This is a genomic window from Pseudomonas sp. BN607 (genome assembly GCF_029871175.1).
Taxonomy (GTDB): Bacteria; Pseudomonadota; Gammaproteobacteria; order Pseudomonadales; family Pseudomonadaceae; genus Aquipseudomonas.
This window is the reverse complement of sequence record NZ_SSOE01000064.1, coordinates 114,105-134,461: the sequence shown is the minus strand read 5'-3', so window position 1 is coordinate 134,461 and position 20,357 is coordinate 114,105. Positions and strand designations below refer to the sequence as shown.

Here is a 20,357-nt window from a genome sequence, read left to right as displayed (position 1 = left end):
CAAGCGCTAAGGGAGGAGACGTGGCAACGACTCCTTGTAGCCACAACGATTGCGCAAGCTTTTACTTGAACACCTTCTTGAAAAACGTCTGCATATCCGCCCAGGAGCTCTCGTCTGCCGCCTTGTTATAGCCAATGTCCGGCCCGCCATGGTCGCCATGGCTCAAGCGGTCTGCATCCGGGTTGGTAAACCCGTGCTTGGCCCCTTCGATACTGACGAACTGGTAGTTGACCTTGGCCGCATCCATTTCCGCCTTGAACGCGTCCACCTGCTGCTGGGTGACCATGCTGTCCGCAGCGCCATGTTCAACCAGGATGTCCGCGCGCACTACGCCAGGCTTGGCCGGGGTCTGGGTGGCCAACGCGCCATGGAAGCTCACCACACCGTCCAGTTTCTCTCCCCGGCGTGCGGCATCGAGCACCACTTTGCCGCCAAAGCAGTAGCCCACAGCGCCCAGTTGATGCTTGTTGACGTTCGGCTGCTTTTTCAGCAGCTCCAGGCCAGCGTCGAAGCGCGCTGCTGCCGCGGCCGGGTCTTTCAATGCTTCGGTCATGAATGCCTGGGCATCCTGCGGATGCTCGGTGTGCTTGCCATCGCCGTACATGTCGATGGCCAGCGCTTTATAGCCCAGGGCCGCAAGATCTCGTGCACGACGCTTGGCATAGTCGTTCAGGCCCCACCATTCATGCACCACGACGATGCCTGGGCGTTTGCCGTCCAGCGCATCGTCGTAGGCGTAGTAGCCGACCAGGCGGTTGCCGTCGGCGTCCTGGTAGGGGATCTCGCGGGTCACTACTGCCGCCTGGGCGAGGGCGGCGCTGCACATCAGGGTCAGGGCCAGCAGGGCACGCATCTTTACTACTCCTTGTCTTGCAGACAGTTCGTTCAGCCGGGGTTCAGCCAGGGTTCAGTCGCGGTTCAGGGTGCCCTCCTTACTCTAGCTTCCAGACCGAAACAGCGCACTCAACTGGAGTAACCCGCCATGAAAACCTTCAACACCCTGCTTGCCGCCATGGCCGTCTGTGCCGCTGGCATCACCACCGCCCAGGCCGCCGACGATAACTTTGCCAGCTTGACCTATGGCCAGACCAGCGACAAGGTTCGCAAATCCGGCCTGCTGCAGCGCAACACCGATCACCTCAATACTGACGGCATCATCGGCAAGGATGACACCTGGGGTGTGCGTGTGGGCAAGATCAACGACCAGGGTCGCTACTACATGACCTATGACAACGTCTCGGGCGACCACAGTGGCCTGAAACTGCGCCAGGAAAACCTGCTGGGCAGCTACGACCTGTTCCTGCCCGTGGGGGATACCACCAAGCTGTTTGGGGGTGGCAGCCTGGGCATGACCAAGCTCACCCAGGACTCGCCAGCCGCCAGTCGCGATACCGACTACGGTTATGCCTACGGCCTGCAGGCCGGGGTGATCCAGGACATCACCGACAAAGCCTCGGTCGAGCTGGGCTACCGTTACCTGCGCACCAACGCCGCCACCGAAGTGGGCGCGCATGGCGGGCCGAAGGATGGCACCCTGCGCCTGACCAGCAGTGCCCAGACTTACCTGGCAGCAAGCTACAAGTTCTGACGCGCGAGCCGGGTTATCCTGTACCGGCCCTTTCGGCGGCGTGCCCGCGAAAGGGCCGGTACAGGCAATACACACAAGGAGCTGCACATGAAACTGCTGGTGGTCGAGGACGAAGCCCTGCTTCGCCATCACCTCTACACCCGCCTGGGCGAAAGCGGCCATGTGGTCGAAGCGGTTACCGATGCCGAGGAGGCGCTGTACCAGGCCGGCCAGTACCATTTCGACCTGGCCATCATCGATCTGGGCCTGCCCGGCATCAGTGGCCTCGAGCTGATTACGCGCCTGCGCAGCCAGGACAAGACTTTCCCTATCCTTATTCTGACCGCCCGCGGCAATTGGCAGGACAAGGTCGAGGGCCTGGCTGCCGGGGCCGACGACTACCTGGTCAAGCCGTTCCAGTTCGAAGAGCTTGAAGCCCGGCTCAATGCCCTGCTGCGCCGGTCCAGCGGCTTCACCCAGTCGACCATCGCCGCCGGCCCACTGGTGCTCGACCTCAATCGCAAACAGGCCACCCTCGACCAACAGCCGCTGGCGCTGACCGCCTACGAATACCGCATCCTCGAATACCTCATGCGCCATCATCAGCAGGTCGTGGCCAAGGACCGCCTGATGGAACAGTTGTACCCGGGCGACGAGGAACGCGACCCCAATGTCATCGAGGTACTGGTCGGCCGCCTGCGCCGCAAGCTTGAGGGCGAGCAGGGTTTCAAACCCATCGATACCGTTCGCGGCCTTGGCTACCTGTTCACCGAGCGCTGCAGATGATCCGCTCGCTGCGGGTGCGCCTGATGCTGGCTGCCGCAGTGCTGGCGTTGCTGTTCATGCTGGCGTTGCTGCCAGCCTTGCAGAAGGCCTTCAGCCTGGCGTTGCAGGAGGCCATCGAGCAGCGTCTGGCTTCGGACGTGACTACGCTGATATCCGCCGCGCGCATCGAGCATGGCCAGTTGCAGATGCCGGCGTTGTTGCCGGACGAGCGTTACAACCTGCCGTACACCGGGCTGCTCGGGTATATCTTCGACCGCGACGGCAACCTGGTCTGGCAGTCGCGCGCCACGGCTGACCGACACATCAACTATCGCCCGCGCTATGACGGGCGCGGCAACGAATTTGCCCGCATTCACCAGTCCGATGGTGAAGAGTTCTTCGTCTACGATGTCGAGATCCGTCTGCTGGGTGGCCAGAGCGCCGCCTACAGCATTGTCGCGCTGCAGCCGGTGAGCGAGTACACAGCCACCCTCAACGGCCTGCGCGAAAAGCTGTATCTGGGTTTTGGCGCTGCCTTGCTGGCGCTGATGGTGCTGCTCTGGGCCGGACTGACCTGGGGCCTGCGCTCGTTGCGCCGGCTCAGCCACGAACTGGACGAGGTGGAAGCGGGCGCCCGTGATGGCCTGAGCGGCGAGCACCCGCGCGAGTTGCTGCGCCTGACCCGCTCGCTCAACCGCCTGTTGCGCAGTGAGCGCGAGCAACGTACACGCTACCGTGATTCGCTGGACGACCTGGCGCACAGCCTGAAAACCCCACTGGCGGTGCTGCAAGGCGTGGGCGAAAGCCTGCAGCAGCGCAGTGGCGAACGCGAGCAGGCGCGGGTGCTGCAAAGCCAGATCGAGCGCATGAGCCAGCAGATCGACTACCAGCTACAGCGCGCCAGCCTGCGCAAGAGCGGCCTGGTGCGTCACAGTGTGTTGGTGCGGCCGTTGCTCGACAGCCTGTGCAACACCTTGGCCAAGGTCTACCGCGACAAGCGGGTCAGCGTCGTCCTTGAACTGCCAGACACGGCACAAGTGCCGATGGAGCAGGGCGCCTTGCTGGAAATGCTCGGCAACCTGCTGGAGAACGCCTACCGGCTGAGCCTGGGGCAAGTGCGGGTGAGCCTGGAGCAAGCGCCAGGGCTGCTGGTCCTGTGTATCGAGGATGATGGGCCGGGGGTGCCGGCCGACCAGCGTGAGCGCATCCTGGAGCGCGGCGAGCGGCTGGACAGCCAGCATCCTGGGCAGGGCATCGGGTTGGCGGTGGTCAAGGACATCGTCGACAGCTATGACGCCGAGCTCAGCCTGGGGGATTCTCCATTAGGGGGGGCTGCGTTCAGGATCACCTTCAATCTGGACTGATCCCTGTTGCTACGTACCCCCTGAATGGGCGGATTCCCGCCAACCCCCCTGTACAAATCCCGCCAACGGGCGGAAATCCGCCAGCCTTCCTCAGCCAAATCGCCCTGTCGTTGGGCATTTATCCCAGGCAAATGCGGCCTTTGCACCCTTGGTGGGCACTTTGGCACCACCCTTGCTATTGATCCTTGCAGAGGCCTGCCCAGGCAGCTCGAACACAACGACAAATCCCTCCAGGTGCAGGAGGGTTAGCGATTCAGGTGCCCCATCACCCTGGGAAGGGTGAAAACCGGCACACTTGAGGAAAATTAGCCATGACGACACGTCAGCCGCTGTACAAATCCCTGTATGTTCAGGTGTTGGTCGCCATCACCATCGGCATCCTGCTCGGCCACTATTATCCGGAAACGGGCGTCGCCCTCAAACCTTTGGGTGACGGCTTCGTCAAACTGATCAAGATGGTTATCGCCCCGATCATCTTCTGTACCGTGGTCAGCGGCATTGCAGGCATGCAGAGCATGAAATCGGTCGGCAAGACCGGCGGCTACGCGCTGCTGTATTTTGAGATCGTCTCCACCATCGCCCTGATCATCGGCCTTGTCGTCGTCAACGTGGTCAAGCCTGGCGCTGGCATGCACATCGACGTCAGCACCCTGAACGCCAGCAGCGTGGCTGCCTACGCCGCCGCCGGCGCGCAGCAGACCACTGTCGGCTTCCTGCTGAACGTGATCCCCAACACCGTGGTCGGCGCCTTCGCCAATGGCGACATCCTGCAGGTGCTGATGTTCTCGGTACTGTTCGGCTTCGCCCTGCACCGCCTGGGCAGCTACGGCAAGCCAGTACTGGACATGATCGACCGCTTCGCCCATGTCATGTTCAACATCATCAACATGATCATGAAGCTGGCCCCGATCGGTGCTTTCGGTGCCATGGCCTTCACCATTGGCCAGTACGGCGTTGGTTCGCTGGTGCAGCTGGGCTACCTGATGGCCTGCTTCTATATCACCTGCCTGCTGTTCGTGCTGGTGGTGCTGGGCGGTATCTGCCGTGCCCACGGCTTCAGCGTACTCAAGCTGATCCGCTACATCCGTGAAGAACTGCTGATCGTGCTGGGCACTTCGTCCTCGGAGTCGGCCCTGCCGCGTATGCTGGCCAAGATGGAGCGCCTGGGTGCGAAGAAGTCGGTGGTTGGCCTGGTCATCCCGACCGGTTACTCGTTCAACCTTGACGGCACCTCGATCTACCTGACCATGGCTGCGGTATTCATCGCCCAGGCCACCGACACCACCATGGACATCACCCACCAGATCACGCTGCTGCTGGTGCTGCTGGTGGCTTCCAAAGGTGCTGCGGGCGTCACCGGCTCGGGCTTCATCGTCCTGGCCGCCACCCTGTCGGCCGTTGGCCACCTGCCGGTCGCTGGCCTGGCGCTGATCCTTGGTATCGACCGCTTCATGTCCGAAGCCCGCGCCCTGACCAACCTGGTCGGCAACGCCGTTGCCACCGTGGTCGTGGCCAAGTGGGTCAAGGAAATGGACAACGACAAGTTGGCTTCGGAGCTGGCCTCTGGCGGTGCACCGCTGATCGATACCCGTCCGACTGACGACCTGGGCGTGGCTGAAGGCCCGGCTCGTTGATAGCCGGTTGAAATGAGAAAGGCGACCCAAGGGTCGCCTTTTTCGTATCTGCGCGGTCCTTTGTGGGAGCGGCCTTGCGTCGCGAATGGGCTGCGCAGCAGCCCCGGCGACCTTGCAGGATGGCTGAAATCTTGGGGCCGCTGCGCAGCCCTTTCGCGACGCAAGGCCGCTCCCACACAGGGCGATGCGGTGGCCCTCAGCCCAGTACCACCTCCAGCACCCGGATCTCCTCCGGCTGTGGGTAATGCCACCTTACCTGCACATCCCAGAACCTCACCCCATACACCCGCTCGGCCGGGGGAGTCTGGTAGGCCGGCCGTGGGTCCTGCGCCAGGCATTGCTCGATCAGTTCCACCAGCGGCTCGCCCAGCCGCAGCGCATGATCGCGGGCCTGGGGCAGGGCGCTGTCGGCCCACTGTACGGCAATTGCCGCAGGCGCGGCGCTGGCCATCTGGTTGCTGGCACCGGGGATACTGTCGGCGTAGGGTACATAGGGCTTGATATCCAGCACCGGTGTGCCGTCAAGCAGGTCGATCCCGGACAGCAACAGGCGCCCAGGCTCCACGCCCTCCAGGCGCACCACCGACTGGCCGATGCCATTGGGCCGGTGGGTCGCGCGGGTGGCGAACACACCCATGCTCTTGTTGCCGCCCAGCCGCGGTGGACGCACCTTCAGGCGCGGCTTGTCCTCCAGGGCCTGGTGGAACAGGAACAGCAGCCATACGTGGCTGACCTGCTCCAGGCCTTCGACCGCGTCACCCTGGTCGAACGGCGGCAGCAGCTCGAGTACGCCGCGGGCAGCGGGCGCCAGCTGTGGTTGGCGCGGGATGGCGAACTTTTCCTTGAAGCACGAGCGGACGATGCCGACCGGGGCAACCGTATGCTGCATGGCCACTCAGCCGCGCACGCGCAGGGTCAGGCCCTTGAGGAAGTTACGCAGCAACTGGTCGCCGCATGGTCGGTAGTTTTCGTGGCCAGCCTTGCGGAACAACGCGCTGAGCTCGGGCTTGCTGACCGGGAAATTGACTGCCTTGAGTACCGCGTGCAGGTCGTCTTCCTTGAGTTCAAAGGCCACTCGCAGCTTCTTGAGGATCTGGTTATTGGTGACCGGCAGCTCGATCGGCTGGGGCGGGCGGCTGTCGTCCTTGCCACGGCGGTAGATCACCAGGCCGTCGAGGAAGTGCGCCATCACCCGTTCCGGGCAGCGCACAAAACCTTCCTCTTCTTCTTTCTTCAGGTAGGTGGCCAGCACCAGGGGATGCACTTCGAGGCCGGAGAGCCCGATGATCTCGGCCATCTTGGCGTCGTTCACCTTGAGCATGTAGCGCAGGCTGCGCAGGACATCATTGTGGTTCATTGCTGCAGAATCCTGTTCAGGTGCCGCGCGTTCCAGCGCGGCGTATTGCTTAGAAACGTTCGGTAGTGGCCACGTAGCGCCATTGGCCTAGGGGCAACTTGCCCATCGATACGCCACCCAGGCGAATGCGGCGCATGCCTACCAGCTCCAGGCGCAGGTAAGCACACAGTTCGGCAATTTGCCCGGGCTGCGGGTTTTTCAGGGCCATGCGCAGGTGGGTCTCGTTCTGCCAGCTGGCCTTGGCCTTGGGCAGTTCGCGGTCATTGCGTGTGGCGCCGCGCGCCAGGCGTTCCAGTGCCTGGGGCGTGGTCTCGCCGCGCACTTCAACGATGAATTCCTGCTCTAGACGGCGCAGGTCGGCTTCGATCTTGCGGGTTACCCGCCAGTCCTGGGTGAACACCTGCAGGCCGCTGGCGCCGCGCTCCAGCGGGGCCACGCAAGCCTGCCGGGCAAAATGCCCGTGCAGGGCACGCACGCCTTCGCGATGGGCCTCGCTCAGGCTGCCCATGTTCATGCTGGCGCGGGCAGTTTCACTGTCGACGCCGGCCGGCTGGTTCAGCAGCAGGGTCACCGGCTCCAGTGTTTCAGCCCGGGCGCCCGGCAGCAGCTCGACGTGCTGCGCTTCGACCTTGAACTGCGGCTGCTCGACCACCACGCCATCGACCGTTACCCAGCCTCCTTCAATGTACTGCTCGGCCTCGCGGCGGGAGCAGCCAAGTTGCTCGATAAGGCGTTTGGACAGGCGGACGGGTTCGGACATGGGGCAATTCGCAAAGGCAGGGAAAGACCACCATTGTACCTGCCCCTACGCGCTTGATGATGGGAATCTGTGTCAGATGCGCCATTTTGGGCACATGACGCGGCACTTTCGGACGAAGCCTCAGGGCGCTGTACGCATCAGCCGCATATGCAGCAGGGGGTAGGGCTGGCCCAGGCCGTCGGTTGCCGAACGGCCGATCACTTCGAAGCCTTCATGCAGGTAGAAACCCAGCGCTTGCGGGTTCTGCTCGTTGACATCCAGGCGCTCGGCATTCAGTTCGGTGATGGCATAGCGCAGCAGGCGCTTGCCAACCCCTTGGCCGCGGTAGCCCGGTGCGACGAACAGCATGTCCACGCGCCCGTTGGCGACCCCGGCGAAACCACAGATACGCTGGCGGTCCTTGCAGCAGACCAGCATCACCGCGTCGAGGTAGCGGCGCAGCACGTGTTCGCGCAGCAGCACGATATACCCCTCTGGCAGAAAGTCATGGGTGGCGCGTACCGAGTCTTCCCACACTTGAACCAGTTCGCTGTAATCACTCAAGCGCGGGGTTTGCAGCGTCAGTAGCGCAGGCATGCCGTTGTTCCTCCATGGCGGTAGGGAAAACATAGCAGGCCAACCACCGGTCGGCTTGATCGCACAGCACTTGAAGGCCAGGCTGGCGAGGACTATTACTTTGGTGTGGGAAAAAATCCCACGCAAGGAAAACAACAAACTAACAACAGAATTCCTGACTGATTTGGCGTTCTCGTGGCGAAGCCCTGGAGACGAACTATGCAAATCCACCTGCTGTTCAAGAAGGCCCTACTCGCGGTAGCCGTAACTGGCGTGCTTTCGACGTCGATTGTGTTGATCCCTGACTCGATTTCCCAGGGTTCCAGTGCCTACGCCAAAGATGGCGGCGGCGGTGGTGGCCATGGTGGTGGTGGCGGAAGCGGTGGTGGCGGTGGTCACGGCGGTGGTGGCGGAAGCGGTGGTGGCGGTGGTCACGGCGGTGGTGGCGGAAGCGGTGGTGGCGGTGGCCACGGCGGTGGTGGCGGAAGCGGTGGCGGCGGTGGCCACGGTGGTGGCGGAAGCGGAAGCGGCGGTGGCCACGGCAATGGCGGCGAAGGTGGTGGTCATGCCGGCAACAGTGGCAGTGGCCATGATGGCCGAGCCCACGACGGCAATTCGAACGCTGGGCGCAGTAGCAATCATGCTGAAGCGGGTGACGATCATGGCAACCATGTTGGCGGTGAGCCCGGAGATGATCATGGTAATCATGTCGGCGGTGAGCCTGGCGATGACCACGGCAATCATGTTGGCGGTGAACCAGGTGATGATAACGGCAACCATGTGGGTGGCGAACCGGGTGATGACAACAGCAGAAGCTGATTGGAGCTGACTCGCAGCGGCCCATGCAAAAAACAGCGGACGGGTTTTGCATGGTCAGCTTCCGGCCTGTCTGGCCATTACCATGTCCTTGCGATGAGCGCCGACAGTTTGTTCTTGTACCTGTCGGGAAGTACCTGCAGTTTATGTGGGATAATTTCCCGCGTTGTATGCTGGATTCCTCTGTCAAGGAACGCGCTCAATGCAATCGCCTACCTTGCCCCCGTCGATGTTAAGCGCGTTGCGGCGTGTCATGCGCCCGCTGGTGCGCCTGATGCTGCGCAAAGGGGTTACCTACACAATGTTCGCCGACCTGCTCAAGCAAGTGTTCGTCGACGTGGCCCATCACGAGTTTCGCCTGAACGACACTCCGCCAACCGATAGCCGCATCAGCTTGCTTACAGGCGTACATCGCAAGGATGTCCGGCGGCTGCGCAGTGATGCGGGCAAGGCGCCCGAGGCCCTGCCGGCAAACATTACCCTGGGCGCACAGTTGGTCAGCGTCTGGACCACGAGCCCACCGTTTTGCTCGGCGCCTGGCCAGGCGCTGCCGCTGCCCCGGCTGGCCAGCGTGGGTGGCGATTGCTCGTTCGATGCCCTGGTGGCCAAGGTCAGCACCGATATCCGGGGCAGGGTGGTGCTGGATGAGTGGTTGCGCCTGGGTGTAGTGCGGCTGGACGAGCAGGATTGTGTGCACCTGGAAGCTCAGGCATTCGTGCCACAGAAGGGCTTTGACGAGAAGGCGGCGTACTTCGGCCACAACCTGCACGATCATGCCTGCGCTGCGGTGCACAACCTGAGTTGCGAGGGCCAGCCGTTCTTTGAGCGCAGCGTGCACTATGATGCCCTGAGCGCGGCCAGCGTCGAGCATCTGCGTGACGTGGTGGCCAAGGACGGCATGCAGACGCTGCTAGCCTTCAGCCGGCTTGCCGCGGAGCTGGAAAGCGTCGACACGCCCAGTGACGAGCAGCGTCAGCGCATTACTGTCGGGCTTTATTTCTACACTGAAGCTACCGACCCCGATTCGTCGAAGACACCCGGCCCATGACCCTTCTTGCGCGCTTCCTCAGTGCCGTCACGTGCGCCCTGGTTTTCGGGGTGAACCTGCTGGCGCCTGCCGAGGTGGCCGCAGCGCCGGTGTGTGTCAGCCGGGATGAAGTGGGGATGGCCGGTGCCGCAGGCCTGCAGTTTCCAGGCGGTACTGGCGGGACCGGTGTACGCAGCGAAAACGGCGGTGTCGGAGGAACGGGTGCGCCACTTCCGCAACGCCCCGGCGGCACCGGCGGCACGGGGGCGGTTGCCGAAGGTGTGGACGGTATCTACTTAGATCACAGCCAAGGCGGGGTGGGCGGTACCGGTGCGCCAATCCTGGGCCCGGGCGGCACGGGTATCGTTGGCACCATCACCGGGTTCGCCTCAATCTGCGTAAACGGCATGGAAGTGCACTACGGCAAGGACGTACCGGTGAGTGAGAACGGTGCCCCTGCCCACACGGGCCATCTGGCGATCGGCCAGGTGGTGGCGGTCGAGGCATTCGCCACCCAGCGCGGCCTGCAAGCAGGGCGTATTTCGATTCTCCACGTGTTTGAAGGGCCGTTGACCGCGCTGCCCAATGCCTCGGCACCGCTACGGGTCATGGGCCAACCTGTGCGGCTTGCTGCTGGCGCGCGGGTAGCTGAAGGGTTGCGCCCAGGTGAGCCGGTCAGGGTCAGTGGCCTGCGGGATGCCCGCGGCGAAGTGGTGGCGACCCGTATCGAACGCGCACCTGGCCTCAAAGAGGCCAGTGCCATTGGTGCAGTGGATAGCCCAGGCAGCTTGCAGGGGCTGAAACTGGGAACCCGGATAGCCCCGGCTCGGGAGCTGCTGGTGCGCGGCCAGTGGACGGGGCGCCAGCTGGAGGTGGCGCAAGCTCGCCCAGACCCGAGCCTGCCGTTTGCTGGGCGTGCCCGGCAAGTTGTGGTCGAAGGACTGGTGCAGCGCACACAGGCGCGACAATGGGTGGTCGCCGGCATTAATGTGACGCTGGGGCACCAGACCGTGATTGTCGGCAGGCAACCTGCTTCCTTTGCGCTTGATCAACGCGTCCGGGTGAGTGGGGTGCTCAATGGCAGCCATGAGCTGCAGGCAACCCGCCTGGAGTTCCAGGGTGACCGTGCCGAGAATCCGGACAGAGGGCACTCAGGGCATGGCAGCGGGCAGGGCAGTAATGGTGGTGGCTCCAGTGGCAGCGGCCATGGCGCGAGCGATGCCACCCACGTTCGTAGTGAAAGCAATGATGACCACAGTGGGCGGGGCAGCTCTGACCGTGTTGACACGTCTGGCAAGTCCGAACAGGTCGATACCGTGGAATCACGCGAGAACACCGCCAGTGGCCGCTCCGATCGGGTGGAGAAGGCCGAAGTCGAAAAGGTTGAAAAAGTCGAGAAGGTAGAGAAGGTAGAGAAGGTCGGGAAACCGGACAAAGTCGAGAAGGTTGAGAAAGTCGAGAAAATTGAGAAACCTGAAAAGGTCGAGAAGGTCGAGAAGGTCGAGAAGGTCGAGAAGGTCGAGAAGGTCGAAAAGGTCGAAAAGGTCGAAAAGGTCGAAAAGGTCGAAAAAGTAGAAAAAGTAGAAAAAGTAGAAAAGCCGGAAAAGGTAGAGCCCCTCGAAAAAGTAGAGCATCCAGAGCGATCGGGGCGGTAGCCAACTAGGCTGGGGTAAGGTCGATCACACTTGCCAAACAGGTACTGAGATGCCGATGAGACCTGCGCTTACTCTTATCGCCTGCGCGCTGTCATGTACCGGTGCTTCAGCCGTGGCCGATAGTTTCAGCATCGCCACGGGATTGGACTATTCCAGCGGTGACTATGGCACCGGTACCACGTCGGAGATCTGGTACCTCCCGGTGGTTGGCAAATATGAGGCTGGGCTCATGACCTACAAAGTCACCGTGCCCTGGTTACACATCACCAACCCTGAAGTAGGCCCCAGTGGTGACCCTTTGCCCGGCGGTTGCCATGATGTAGAAAGCGGGCTGGGCGATACGGTTGCCAGTGCCGGGTATGCGTTGCTCGACGGCAGTGACGGCGGGCTGATGCTGGACCTGATCGGCAAGGTCAAATTCCCCACCGCTGATGAAGACCAGTGCTTGGGCACCGGCGAGTACGATTACACCGCTCAGGTCGACATCACCAAAGGCTTTGGCCTTGTCACCGGCTTCGCCACACTAGGCTGGAAAAAGTTTGGCGACCCGCCTGACAGCAAGTTCGACGACCCGATCTTCGCCAGCCTCGGTTTCGCCTTGCCGGTGGCTGTCGGCACATCGGCAGGCGCCTCCTATGATTGGCGGCAGAAAGTGGTCTCGACCGGCTCGCAGATCCGGGAGCTGACCCTGTTCCTCACCCATAAGCTTAACCAGCAGTGGAAAGTGCAACTCTATGCGGTCAAGGGCTTCTCGGATGCCAGCCCGGATGCCGAGGGCGGGCTGATGCTGTTTCACACGTTCTGACGAAAAAGCCCCTGCCCCGATGCTTCCCTGTGGGGACGCCGGGGCAGGGGCTTTTCAGGCTTCAACCGTTTTTAGACAGGCTCGGCCCACATGTCGTATTCGTCGGCATCCACCACACGGCAACGTACTTTGTCGCCTGGCTTGAAGCCGTGGTCGCCGTCGATGAACACGCTGCCGTCGATTTCCGGCGCATCGAAGAAGCTGCGGCCCACCGAACCTTGTTCTTCCACTTCGTCGATCAGCACCTCGATTTCCTTGCCGATGCGCAGTTGCAGGCGGGCAGTGCTGATGGCCTGCTGGTGGGCCATGAAGCGGTCCCAGCGCTCTTGCTTGACGTCGTCCGGTACTTCGGCCAGGCCCAGGTCGTTGGCCGGGGCGCCTTCCACCGGCGAGTACTGGAAGCAGCCCACGCGGTCGAGCTGGGCTTCGGTCAGCCAGTCCAGCAGGTACTGGAAGTCTTCCTCGGTCTCGCCCGGGAAGCCGACGATGAAGGTAGAGCGGATCACCAGCTCAGGGCACTGCTCGCGCCAGTTCTTGATGCGCGCCAGCGTGCGGTCTTCGAAGGCCGGGCGCTTCATCGACTTGAGCACTTTCGGGCTGGCGTGCTGGAACGGGATGTCCAGGTACGGCAGGATCTTGCCGGCAGCCATCAGCGGGATCACGTCATCGACGTTCGGGTAGGGGTACACATAGTGCAGACGGACCCAGGCCCCCAGGCTGCTCAGTGCTTCGCACAGTTCGAGCATGCGGGTCTTGACCGGGCGGCCGTTCCAGAAATCGGTCTTGTACTTGACGTCGACGCCGTAGGCACTGGTGTCCTGGGAAATCACCAGAATTTCCTTCACCCCGGCCTTGACCAGGCGCTCGGCCTCGCTCAGCACTTCACCCACCGGGCGGCTGACCAGCTTGCCACGCATCGACGGGATGATGCAGAAGCTGCAGCTGTGGTTGCAGCCTTCGGAAATTTTCAGGTAGGCGTAGTGGCGCGGGGTCAGCTTGACGCCCTGTGGCGGCACCAGGTCGATCAGTGGGTTGTGGTCCTGGCGCGGCGGCACGACCTCGTGCACCGCGTTGACCACCTGCTCGTACTGCTGCGGACCGGTGACCGACAGCACGCTTGGGTGCACGTCACGAATGTTGCCTTCTTCGACGCCCATGCAGCCGGTGACGATGACCTTGCCGTTTTCCTTGATCGCTTCGCCGATCACTTCGAGCGATTCGGCCTTGGCGCTGTCGATGAAGCCGCAGGTGTTGACCACCACCACGTCGGCGTCCTCGTAGGTGGGCACGACTTCATAGCCTTCCATGCGCAGCTGGGTCAGGATGCGCTCGGAATCGACCAGGGCTTTTGGGCAACCCAGGCTTACGAAACCTACCTTGGGGGTGGCGGGCGTGGTGGACATGACTAACCTCGGTATTGAATGCAGGTCGCCCGGCCGGAATCGGGGGCGATCTTGATGGGCGCTTTCGGCGCCTCTGATCAAAAAGTGCGCAATTCTAGCGAGCGCACGGTCGCTTGACCAGCAGAAATACGACGAACGCTGCGCTATGCTTCGCGCCGTTGCGCCAAGGTCCATTCGAGGGCCTGGTGGCGAAGTGAATACTAAAGGCCGTGAAGGCCGTCTGCGGGAGTGGTCGATGGTTCAGGCAAGCAGTCACGCTGAGGGCGGGCACGAGGGGAAGCAGGGCGCGGCGCGGTCCGTGGGCCTGCTCGTGGCAGCGGTCGGGGTGGTTTATGGCGATATCGGCACCAGCCCTCTGTATACCCTCAAGGAAGTCTTCACCGGCGGTTACGGGGTGCCGGTCAACCATGATGGCGTGCTGGGGATCCTGTCGCTGATCCTGTGGTCGCTGTTGTGGGTGGTGTCGTTCAAGTATGTGATGTTCATCCTGCGCGCCGACAACCAAGGCGAGGGCGGTACCATGGCACTGACCGCGCTGGCGCGGCGGGCCACGGCGGCCTACCCGCGGTTGCGTACGCTGATGGTGATCTGTGGCCTGATCGGTGCTTCGCTGTTCTATGGCGACAGCATGATCACCCCGGCGGTGTCGGTGCTGTCGGCGGTGGAGGGCATGGGCCTGGCGTTCGACGGCATCGACCACTGGGTGGTGCCAATTTCGCTGGTAGTGCTGGTGGCGCTGTTCCTGGTGCAGAAGCACGGCACCGAGAAGATCGGCAAGCTGTTTGGCCCGATCATGGTCACCTGGTTCGTGGTGCTGGGCGCGTTGGGGGTGCATGGCATCTCGCAGACCCCTGAAGTGCTCAAGGCCGTCAACCCCGGCTGGGCGGTCAACTTCTTTGTGGTGCACCCGGGCATGGGCGTGGCCATCCTCGGCGCGGTAGTGTTGGCGCTGACCGGTGCCGAGGCGCTGTACGCCGACATGGGGCACTTTGGCCGCAAGCCGATCGCCAGGGCCTGGTTCATCCTGGTGCTGCCGGCGCTGGTGCTCAACTACTTTGGCCAGGGCGCTTTGCTGCTGCAAAACCCGGAGGCGGCGCGCAACCCGTTCTACCTGCTGGCGCCGGGCTGGGCGCTGCTGCCATTGGTGGGGCTGGCCACCATGGCCACGGTAATTGCTTCGCAGGCGGTGATTTCCGGTGCCTTCTCCCTGACCCGCCAGGCCATCCAGCTGGGCTACATCCCACGCATGCATATCCAGCACACGTCCAGTGACGAACAGGGGCAGATCTACATCGGTGCAGTGAACTGGACGCTGATGGTTGGAGTGGTACTGCTGGTGATCGGCTTCGAGTCGTCCGGCGCCCTGGCGGCAGCCTACGGGGTGGCGGTAACCGGCACCATGCTGATGACCACTGTTCTGGTGTCGGCGGTGATGTTGCTGCTGTGGAAGTGGCCACCGGTGCTGGCGGTGCCCATCCTGATAGGTTTCCTGTTCGTCGATGGGCTGTTCTTCGCCGCCAACGTGCCGAAAATCTTCCAGGGCGGTGCCTTCCCGGTGTTGGCCGGGGGTGTGCTGTTCCTGTTGATGAGCACCTGGAAGCGCGGCAAGCAGATCCTGGTTGAGCGCATCGATGAAGGCGCCCTGCCGCTGCCGCTGTTCATCAGCAGTATCCGCATCCAGCCGCCGCACCGGGTCGAAGGCACGGCGGTGTTCCTTACCGCGCGCTCCGATGCCGTGCCGCATGCGTTGTTGCACAACATGCTGCACAACCAGGTGCTGCATACCCAGGTGGTGTTGCTGACAGTGGTCAGCGAGGATCGGCCTCGCGTACCGGAGCACGAACGCTTTGAGGTGGAGGCGTATGGTGACGGGTTCTTCCGCGTGCTGCTGCACTTTGGCTTCATGGATGAGCCAGATGTGCCGGCGGCGTTGAAGCTGTGTCACCTGGATGACCTCGACTTCACGCCGATGCGCACCACTTACTTCCTCAGCCGCGAGACGGTGATTGCTTCACGGCTGGAGGGGATGTCGCGCTGGCGTGGCAACCTGTTCGCGTTCCTGCTGAAGAATGCCAACGGTAACCTGCGCTTTTTCAACCTGCCGCTGAACCGGGTGATCGAGCTGGGTACCCAGGTCGAGATCTGATTGCCAAGGGGCCGCAAAGCGGCCCCTGTCAATCATTGTCAGTTCTGTTCGGCGACGCTGGATTTACCCTGGCGTGTCTCGATCTCACCAATCAAGCGCTTGGCCAGCGCCGGGTAGTTTTCATCAAAGTGGTGCCCCCCAGGGAGCTTCAGGCGTTCACCCACCGCAGTCTTTTCGGTGCAACCGCTTTCATCGGTCTCTTCCACGCCATATACGCACACCACCTTGGAGGCCGGCAACTTGGCCATCTCCGGCCCGGTTGGTGCTTCCTGGCCTTCTTTGCCCAGCCAGCCCTCGACTTCGATCTCGAAGCTGCCGCTGCGGGCAAACGCCAGCAACATCACCGCGTCGACACGTTGCTGGTCCTCTACCGGCAGGCGGTTGTAGATCGCCGGCAGCACATCAGCGCCGAACGAATAGCCGGTCAGTACAAAACGCTTGGTGCCCCATTTTTGCCGGTAATGCTGCATCAGCTCGGACAGGTCGGCCGCGCTTTGTTCTGGCGTCTTGTGCTGCCAGTAATAGCGCAGCGTATCGATACCTACCACCGGGTAGCCCAGCTTGGCCATTTCGCCGGCAACATCACGGTCCAGGTCGCGCCAGCCGCCGTCACCGGAGAGGAACAGGGTGACCGTGTCAGTGGTTTGCCCGGCCGGCACTTCGACTACCGGGATGGCCAAGGCGTTGCCGTCGTGACCGACCAGGGCCTGGGTCAATTGCGACTTGAGCACTTGCGGCAGGTGGATGTCGTAGTCGCTGATGCTGGTTTCGGCATTGGCCTGGTCGCGCACGAAAGCGGCGCTGGCGTCATCCGGGTTGTCGTTCCAGGCGACGTTCCAGTGGCCATGGGCCGCGGATTTTGGCAGCGGCGCCTGGCAGCCAGGTTGCTCGACAGTGAAGTCCACGGATATGGCCCGGGCCTTGTCATCATTCTGACTGGCCAGCCAGCGCCATGCCTGGGCGGCACCGGGGCCGATACCGGCGACCAGCGTAGGTTTCTCCGGCAGCTGGCTCAGCGCATGGTCCATGGCCTGCTGCTGCTTGCTGCAGTCGTTCGGCGGCAGGATCACCTGCACCAGTTGGGCCTCACCGGCCTGGGCCAGGTCCATCAGTTGCTTGTCGGTCAGGGCCTGCTCCTGGGGCACGCTGATGGCCACTCGGGCCTTCGGGTGTACACCAGGTGTAACGCGGGTGATGCTGGTGTCATCGATCCTGAGTTGCTCCAGGCGCGCCTCGGGGGCCGGGCGTGTCCACAGCCAGAACGCCAGCGCGCCCCCCAGCGCAGCCATCAGCAGGGGAACCAGCAAGTACAGCCAAAAGCGTCGGGTCATCAACGTTTCACCAATCCAGTCAAGCCGCCTGCGATCAGGGCGGCGGTGTCGGCCAGTGCCACCAGCGGGTCAAGCCCGGCCGGCACGGCCATGTAGCGGGGTTCCCAGTCCGGTTGGAATTTGTCCTTGAAGCGTCTTAGCCCCTGGAAGTTGTAAAGCTGTTCGCCACGGCGGAACACCATCGACCCCAAGCGCTGGGTCAAGGGTGCGCCACGTCGCGGCTGCAGGCCGGAAAGCGGTACCATGCCCAGGCTGAAGCGCGCGTACTCATGGCTTTTGTAGTGCAGGATCAGGCCAATCATCATGAACTCCATGGTCAGCTTCGGTGCCTCGGGGTGCGCTCGCATCAGGTCAAGGCTGGCCAGTTCGTTGCCATGGGTTTCCAGCAGGTTGGCGAAGGCCACCGGGCGGCCCTGGAAGCGAATCAGGGCGATGCGGAAGTGTTGCAGGTAGTCCGCGCTGAAGCGCCCCAGGGAAAAGCCTTTCTCGCGCACGTTCTTGCCGCCTAGCCAGGCATCGGAAATTTCCTTCAGCTCTGCCAGCGGTGCATGCCCCGGTTCGTGGATTTCCAGGCTCAGGCCATCGCGGCCACCGCGGTTCCAGGTGTAGCGCAGGTCCTTCATTTCCTTGCCCTTGGCTTCCAGGTCGAAGCGGCGCAAGTCGACCCGGGCTTCTTCACCCAGCTTGAGCGCGGTCAGACCGATGTCCATGTAGAACGGCAGGTTTTCGGCGCGCACCTGGTAGAACACCGGTCGGGCGTGGTGCAGGTCGCACAGGTCGCGGAACTGCCAGATCATTTCGGCGCGCTCCTGGGCCGGCCCGATCGGGTCGTATAGCGCCACCAGGCTGCGGCCGCGCCGGGCGTACATGAGGAACGCGTTGTCACGTGGGTGGAACAGCAGCGCTTTGTCGCCGGTCAGCGCCAGGCCACCGTCGGGCTGCTCGGAAGCCAGCAGGATACGGTTGGCGCGTTGCAGCTCTTCTTCATCAGGCAGGTGGATAACGGGTGGCGCGGTGCGCAGCAGCCAGGTCAGCGCCACGGCCGCCAGCAGCAAGGCACTGCCCATGGCGGCGCGCAGGCCCCGTGGCGCGTCGGCATCGAGGGTGAACTGCCACCACAGTTGATGGCTGTAAGGGACATCCTGGTAGGCGAACAGCAGCAACCACACCGATGCGCCGACTGCGCAGGCGCTGGCCACCAGAAAGACCGGCGAGAATGGAAGCTCCAACAGGCGGCTGGGGCGGTAGAACGAGCGACGGAACAGGGCGAGCAGGGCAGCCGTGAAGGTCAGCAGGCAGGCCTCTTCCCAGTCGAAGCCCTTGAGCAGTGACAGCAGGGCGCCGACCAGCAACAGCACGGTGGTCAACAGCCAGGCGGCAGACAGGCGCCGGCGCAGGCCCTGGGCCAACAGCAAGCACAGCACACCGATCAGGCTGGCGCCGAAGTGCGAGGCATCGATCAGCCGGTGTGGCACAAGGAAGCCCATGTGCTCCAGGCGGGTGTCGATTTCGGGGGTGGCGCCAGAGAACAGCAGCACCACGCCGGACAGAAACACCAGAATCGACAGGATGGGGGCGGCCAGCCCCGAGGCGGCCTTGATGGCCTGTTGCGCGAACAGCAGGCGCCGGGCTTCGTTGGCCAGCAGCAGCACACAGGCCAGCAGCAGCGGCAGTACCACGTAGATCAACCGGTACAGCAGCAGGGCAGCGGCCAGCGGTGCCGCGCCGAGTTGGTCGGCAAAAGCTGCCAGCAGAATCGCTTCGAACACCCCGACGCCGCCCGGTACGTGGCTGAGCACACCCGCAGCCAAGGCCAGCAAGTAAACCAGCACGAACGCGCCGAAAGGTGGTGCTTCGGGCAGCAGCAGGTACAGCACGGTGGCGGCTGCCGCCACATCCAGCGCAGTGATCAGCAATTGCAGGGCAGCCAGGCGCGCCCCCGGCAGGCGCAGCGTGCGCCGGCCAAGTTGTACCAGCAGGTTGTTGGCCAGCGGCTGTTCGGCCAGGCGCCGGCGATACAAGCCAGTCACCAACAGGGCAGACGCTACCAGCACGGCGCCGGCGACAGCGGCCAACAGGCCGGCTGGCAGGCCCAGCGCGGTCGAGGCAGCCGGCAGGTCGCTCAAGGTTGCCAAGGCAGCCAGGGGCGGCAGCGCGCAGCCCAGCGACAGGCTGGCAAACACGGTCATGCGCGCGACTTCCGCCGCACCAAGGCCTTGGCGTGCATACAGACGGTAACGTACTGAGCCGCCGGATAGCATCGACAGGCCAATGGCATTGCCGATGGCAAAAGCGCTGAAACCACCCAGCACCAGGCTGCGTGCAGGCAATTTGACCCCGGCATAGCGGCTGGCCGACCACTCGTAACCTAGCAGGATAACGAAGCCCACCACGGTCGCCACGAAGGCGCCGAGCAACGACTGCGCGGGCACGCTAAGCATGGCATCGTGCAGGGCATAGATGTCGAGTTCGCTCAGCAGGTGGCGGCAGGCAATCAACCCCATGGTGAACAGCACCAGGGTCACCACCAGGCCGATGGGCTGGCGGTAGCGGCTCAGGCGTTCAAGCCAGGGCAGGCGCTGCACAGCACCCGGCAGTGCCGAGGCGAGTGGCACCGGAGGTTCGGGATTGTGGGAAGTCATGAGTGGCCCCGGGCATGCAGCGCGAGGTGAAGGAAAGGTGCGGCCAAGTGAAAGTCCCTTTGGAAAACGTATCCAATGTTACTCCGGGCTCAGGCGCTTTCGGGGGCCTGGCAGGGTTAAAGATAGTTCATCCTGGGTGTGACGCCTCAAGCCTGCGGGTTGGCTGGACGGCGGGCAAAGTCGGGGGGGGCGAAAAGCAGGGAGGGTAGAAACAACAAACCCCGCGCTGCTGTTACACAGGCGGGGTTTGTTCTGACGAATATGGTTGCGGGAGCCGGATTTGAACCGACGACCTTCGGGTTATGAGCCCGACGAGCTACCAGGCTGCTCCATCCCGCGTCAGAGGTGCGCATTATACAGCTTGGTGATTGCGTGTCAAGCGCCAAGTGTTTATTTGCCAACGTTTTTTTGCTGCAGTTTTTCGCAGGCCAAGAAAAAGGCCACTGTGTTAACAGTGGCCTTATCTTGAATCTGGTTGCGGGAGCCGGATTTGAACCGACGACCTTCGGGTTATGAGCCCGACGAGCTAC

At 63.0% G+C, this 20,357-nt stretch carries 17 protein-coding genes and 1 tRNA gene; 9 read left to right on the top strand and 9 right to left on the bottom strand.

What is annotated here, in order from left to right:
• Positions 1 to 61 precede the first annotated feature (61 nt).
• Positions 62 to 853, bottom strand: coding sequence for a dienelactone hydrolase family protein (locus E8E68_RS21605; RefSeq protein ID WP_266031723.1), 792 nt, complete (start codon positions 851 to 853; stop codon positions 62 to 64).
• Positions 854 to 982: 129 nt separating this feature from the next.
• Between E8E68_RS21605 and E8E68_RS21600 the strand changes: the two genes are divergently transcribed.
• From E8E68_RS21600 to E8E68_RS21585, 4 genes are all read left to right on the top strand, one after another.
• Positions 983 to 1,588 (top strand): hypothetical protein, encoded by a 606-nt coding sequence (locus E8E68_RS21600; RefSeq protein ID WP_280344569.1) that lies wholly within the window; start codon positions 983 to 985, stop codon positions 1,586 to 1,588.
• 87 nt (positions 1,589 to 1,675) lie between these two features.
• Positions 1,676 to 2,353 (top strand): response regulator, encoded by a 678-nt coding sequence (locus E8E68_RS21595; protein WP_280344567.1) that lies wholly within the window; start codon positions 1,676 to 1,678, stop codon positions 2,351 to 2,353.
• Positions 2,350 to 3,696 carry an ATP-binding protein gene (locus E8E68_RS21590; protein WP_266031718.1) on the top strand — a complete coding sequence of 449 codons (1,347 nt, stop codon included), beginning with the start codon at positions 2,350 to 2,352 and terminating at the stop codon, positions 3,694 to 3,696. Before E8E68_RS21595 ends, E8E68_RS21590 begins: the two co-directional genes overlap by 4 nt.
• Positions 3,697 to 4,007: 311 nt before the next feature.
• The gene (locus E8E68_RS21585) at positions 4,008 to 5,330 is read left to right on the top strand and encodes a dicarboxylate/amino acid:cation symporter (protein WP_016712021.1); all 1,323 of its coding nucleotides are present in this window, start codon (positions 4,008 to 4,010) and stop codon (positions 5,328 to 5,330) included.
• Between the two features lie 196 nt (positions 5,331 to 5,526).
• Here E8E68_RS21585 and tsaA read toward each other — a convergent pair whose 3' ends face one another.
• The 4 genes from tsaA to E8E68_RS21565 all read right to left on the bottom strand — a co-directional run bounded on the left by tsaA (position 5,527) and on the right by E8E68_RS21565 (position 8,023).
• Positions 5,527 to 6,219: a tRNA (N6-threonylcarbamoyladenosine(37)-N6)-methyltransferase TrmO gene (gene tsaA, locus E8E68_RS21580; RefSeq protein ID WP_280344560.1), complete on the bottom strand. Its 693-nt coding sequence runs from the start codon at positions 6,217 to 6,219 to the stop codon at positions 5,527 to 5,529.
• Positions 6,220 to 6,225: 6 nt separating this feature from the next.
• Positions 6,226 to 6,687 carry a DUF1456 family protein gene (locus E8E68_RS21575; protein ID WP_280344557.1) on the bottom strand — a complete coding sequence of 154 codons (462 nt, stop codon included), beginning with the start codon at positions 6,685 to 6,687 and terminating at the stop codon, positions 6,226 to 6,228.
• Positions 6,688 to 6,736: 49 nt separating this feature from the next.
• Positions 6,737 to 7,447 (bottom strand): rRNA pseudouridine synthase, encoded by a 711-nt coding sequence (locus E8E68_RS21570; RefSeq protein WP_110747420.1) that lies wholly within the window; start codon positions 7,445 to 7,447, stop codon positions 6,737 to 6,739.
• Positions 7,448 to 7,567: 120 nt separating this feature from the next.
• Positions 7,568 to 8,023: a GNAT family N-acetyltransferase gene (locus E8E68_RS21565; protein ID WP_266031710.1), complete on the bottom strand. Its 456-nt coding sequence runs from the start codon at positions 8,021 to 8,023 to the stop codon at positions 7,568 to 7,570.
• A 210-nt stretch (positions 8,024 to 8,233) separates the two neighbouring features.
• Here E8E68_RS21565 and E8E68_RS21560 point away from each other — a divergent pair, with 210 nt between their 5' ends.
• The 4 genes from E8E68_RS21560 to E8E68_RS21545 all read left to right on the top strand — a co-directional run bounded on the left by E8E68_RS21560 (position 8,234) and on the right by E8E68_RS21545 (position 12,305).
• A complete protein-coding gene (locus tag E8E68_RS21560) occupies positions 8,234 to 8,821 on the top strand; it encodes a hypothetical protein (protein WP_280344624.1) in 588 nt (195 codons plus the stop codon).
• Positions 8,822 to 9,020: 199 nt separating this feature from the next.
• On the top strand, positions 9,021 to 9,866 hold the full coding sequence (locus E8E68_RS21555; protein ID WP_280344552.1) for a DUF6502 family protein: 846 nt from the start codon (positions 9,021 to 9,023) through the stop codon (positions 9,864 to 9,866).
• Positions 9,863 to 11,500, top strand: coding sequence for a DUF5666 domain-containing protein (locus E8E68_RS21550; RefSeq protein ID WP_280344549.1), 1,638 nt, complete (start codon positions 9,863 to 9,865; stop codon positions 11,498 to 11,500). The genes E8E68_RS21555 and E8E68_RS21550 overlap by 4 nt, the downstream gene beginning before the upstream one ends.
• Positions 11,501 to 11,555: 55 nt before the next feature.
• A complete protein-coding gene (locus E8E68_RS21545; protein WP_110743843.1) occupies positions 11,556 to 12,305 on the top strand; it encodes a hypothetical protein in 750 nt (249 codons plus the stop codon).
• Positions 12,306 to 12,376: 71 nt separating this feature from the next.
• On the opposite strand, the gene rimO is transcribed toward E8E68_RS21545, so the two are convergent.
• Positions 12,377 to 13,708 (bottom strand): 30S ribosomal protein S12 methylthiotransferase RimO, encoded by a 1,332-nt coding sequence (gene rimO / locus E8E68_RS21540; protein ID WP_110743828.1) that lies wholly within the window; start codon positions 13,706 to 13,708, stop codon positions 12,377 to 12,379.
• A 235-nt stretch (positions 13,709 to 13,943) separates the two neighbouring features.
• On the opposite strand from rimO, the gene E8E68_RS21535 reads away from it, so the two are divergent.
• Entirely contained in the window at positions 13,944 to 15,854 is a 1,911-nt protein-coding gene (locus E8E68_RS21535) for a potassium transporter Kup (protein ID WP_110743827.1), read from the top strand.
• 38 nt (positions 15,855 to 15,892) lie between these two features.
• Here E8E68_RS21535 and E8E68_RS21530 read toward each other — a convergent pair whose 3' ends face one another.
• From E8E68_RS21530 to E8E68_RS21520, 3 genes are all read right to left on the bottom strand, one after another.
• A complete protein-coding gene (locus E8E68_RS21530; RefSeq protein ID WP_280344540.1) occupies positions 15,893 to 17,185 on the bottom strand; it encodes an AcvB/VirJ family lysyl-phosphatidylglycerol hydrolase in 1,293 nt (430 codons plus the stop codon).
• The gene (gene mprF / locus E8E68_RS21525; RefSeq protein ID WP_280344538.1) at positions 17,185 to 19,827 is read right to left on the bottom strand and encodes a bifunctional lysylphosphatidylglycerol flippase/synthetase MprF; all 2,643 of its coding nucleotides are present in this window, start codon (positions 19,825 to 19,827) and stop codon (positions 17,185 to 17,187) included. The genes E8E68_RS21530 and mprF overlap by 1 nt, the downstream gene beginning before the upstream one ends.
• 262 nt (positions 19,828 to 20,089) lie before the next feature.
• Positions 20,090 to 20,166 (bottom strand) — tRNA-Met (locus tag E8E68_RS21520).
• Between the last annotated feature and the right edge of the window lie 191 nt (positions 20,167 to 20,357).

Excerpts from the sequence above, each read along its gene's own strand:
- E8E68_RS21605 (WP_266031723.1), bottom strand. The coding sequence starts at position 853 with ATGCGTGCCCTGCTGGCCCTGACCCTGATGTGCAGCGCCGCCCTCGCC.
- E8E68_RS21600 (WP_280344569.1), top strand. The coding sequence starts at position 983 with ATGAAAACCTTCAACACCCTGCTTGCCGCCATGGCCGTCTGTGCCGCT.
- E8E68_RS21595 (WP_280344567.1), top strand. The coding sequence starts at position 1,676 with ATGAAACTGCTGGTGGTCGAGGACGAAGCCCTGCTTCGCCATCACCTC.
- E8E68_RS21590 (WP_266031718.1), top strand. The coding sequence starts at position 2,350 with ATGATCCGCTCGCTGCGGGTGCGCCTGATGCTGGCTGCCGCAGTGCTG.
- E8E68_RS21585 (WP_016712021.1), top strand. The coding sequence starts at position 4,008 with ATGACGACACGTCAGCCGCTGTACAAATCCCTGTATGTTCAGGTGTTG.
- tsaA (WP_280344560.1), bottom strand. The coding sequence starts at position 6,219 with ATGCAGCATACGGTTGCCCCGGTCGGCATCGTCCGCTCGTGCTTCAAG.
- E8E68_RS21575 (WP_280344557.1), bottom strand. The coding sequence starts at position 6,687 with ATGAACCACAATGATGTCCTGCGCAGCCTGCGCTACATGCTCAAGGTG.
- E8E68_RS21570 (WP_110747420.1), bottom strand. The coding sequence starts at position 7,447 with ATGTCCGAACCCGTCCGCCTGTCCAAACGCCTTATCGAGCAACTTGGC.
- E8E68_RS21565 (WP_266031710.1), bottom strand. The coding sequence starts at position 8,023 with ATGCCTGCGCTACTGACGCTGCAAACCCCGCGCTTGAGTGATTACAGC.
- E8E68_RS21555 (WP_280344552.1), top strand. The coding sequence starts at position 9,021 with ATGCAATCGCCTACCTTGCCCCCGTCGATGTTAAGCGCGTTGCGGCGT.
- E8E68_RS21550 (WP_280344549.1), top strand. The coding sequence starts at position 9,863 with ATGACCCTTCTTGCGCGCTTCCTCAGTGCCGTCACGTGCGCCCTGGTT.
- E8E68_RS21545 (WP_110743843.1), top strand. The coding sequence starts at position 11,556 with ATGAGACCTGCGCTTACTCTTATCGCCTGCGCGCTGTCATGTACCGGT.
- rimO (WP_110743828.1), bottom strand. The coding sequence starts at position 13,708 with ATGTCCACCACGCCCGCCACCCCCAAGGTAGGTTTCGTAAGCCTGGGT.
- E8E68_RS21535 (WP_110743827.1), top strand. The coding sequence starts at position 13,944 with ATGGTTCAGGCAAGCAGTCACGCTGAGGGCGGGCACGAGGGGAAGCAG.
- E8E68_RS21530 (WP_280344540.1), bottom strand. The coding sequence starts at position 17,185 with ATGACCCGACGCTTTTGGCTGTACTTGCTGGTTCCCCTGCTGATGGCT.
- mprF (WP_280344538.1), bottom strand. The coding sequence starts at position 19,827 with ATGACTTCCCACAATCCCGAACCTCCGGTGCCACTCGCCTCGGCACTG.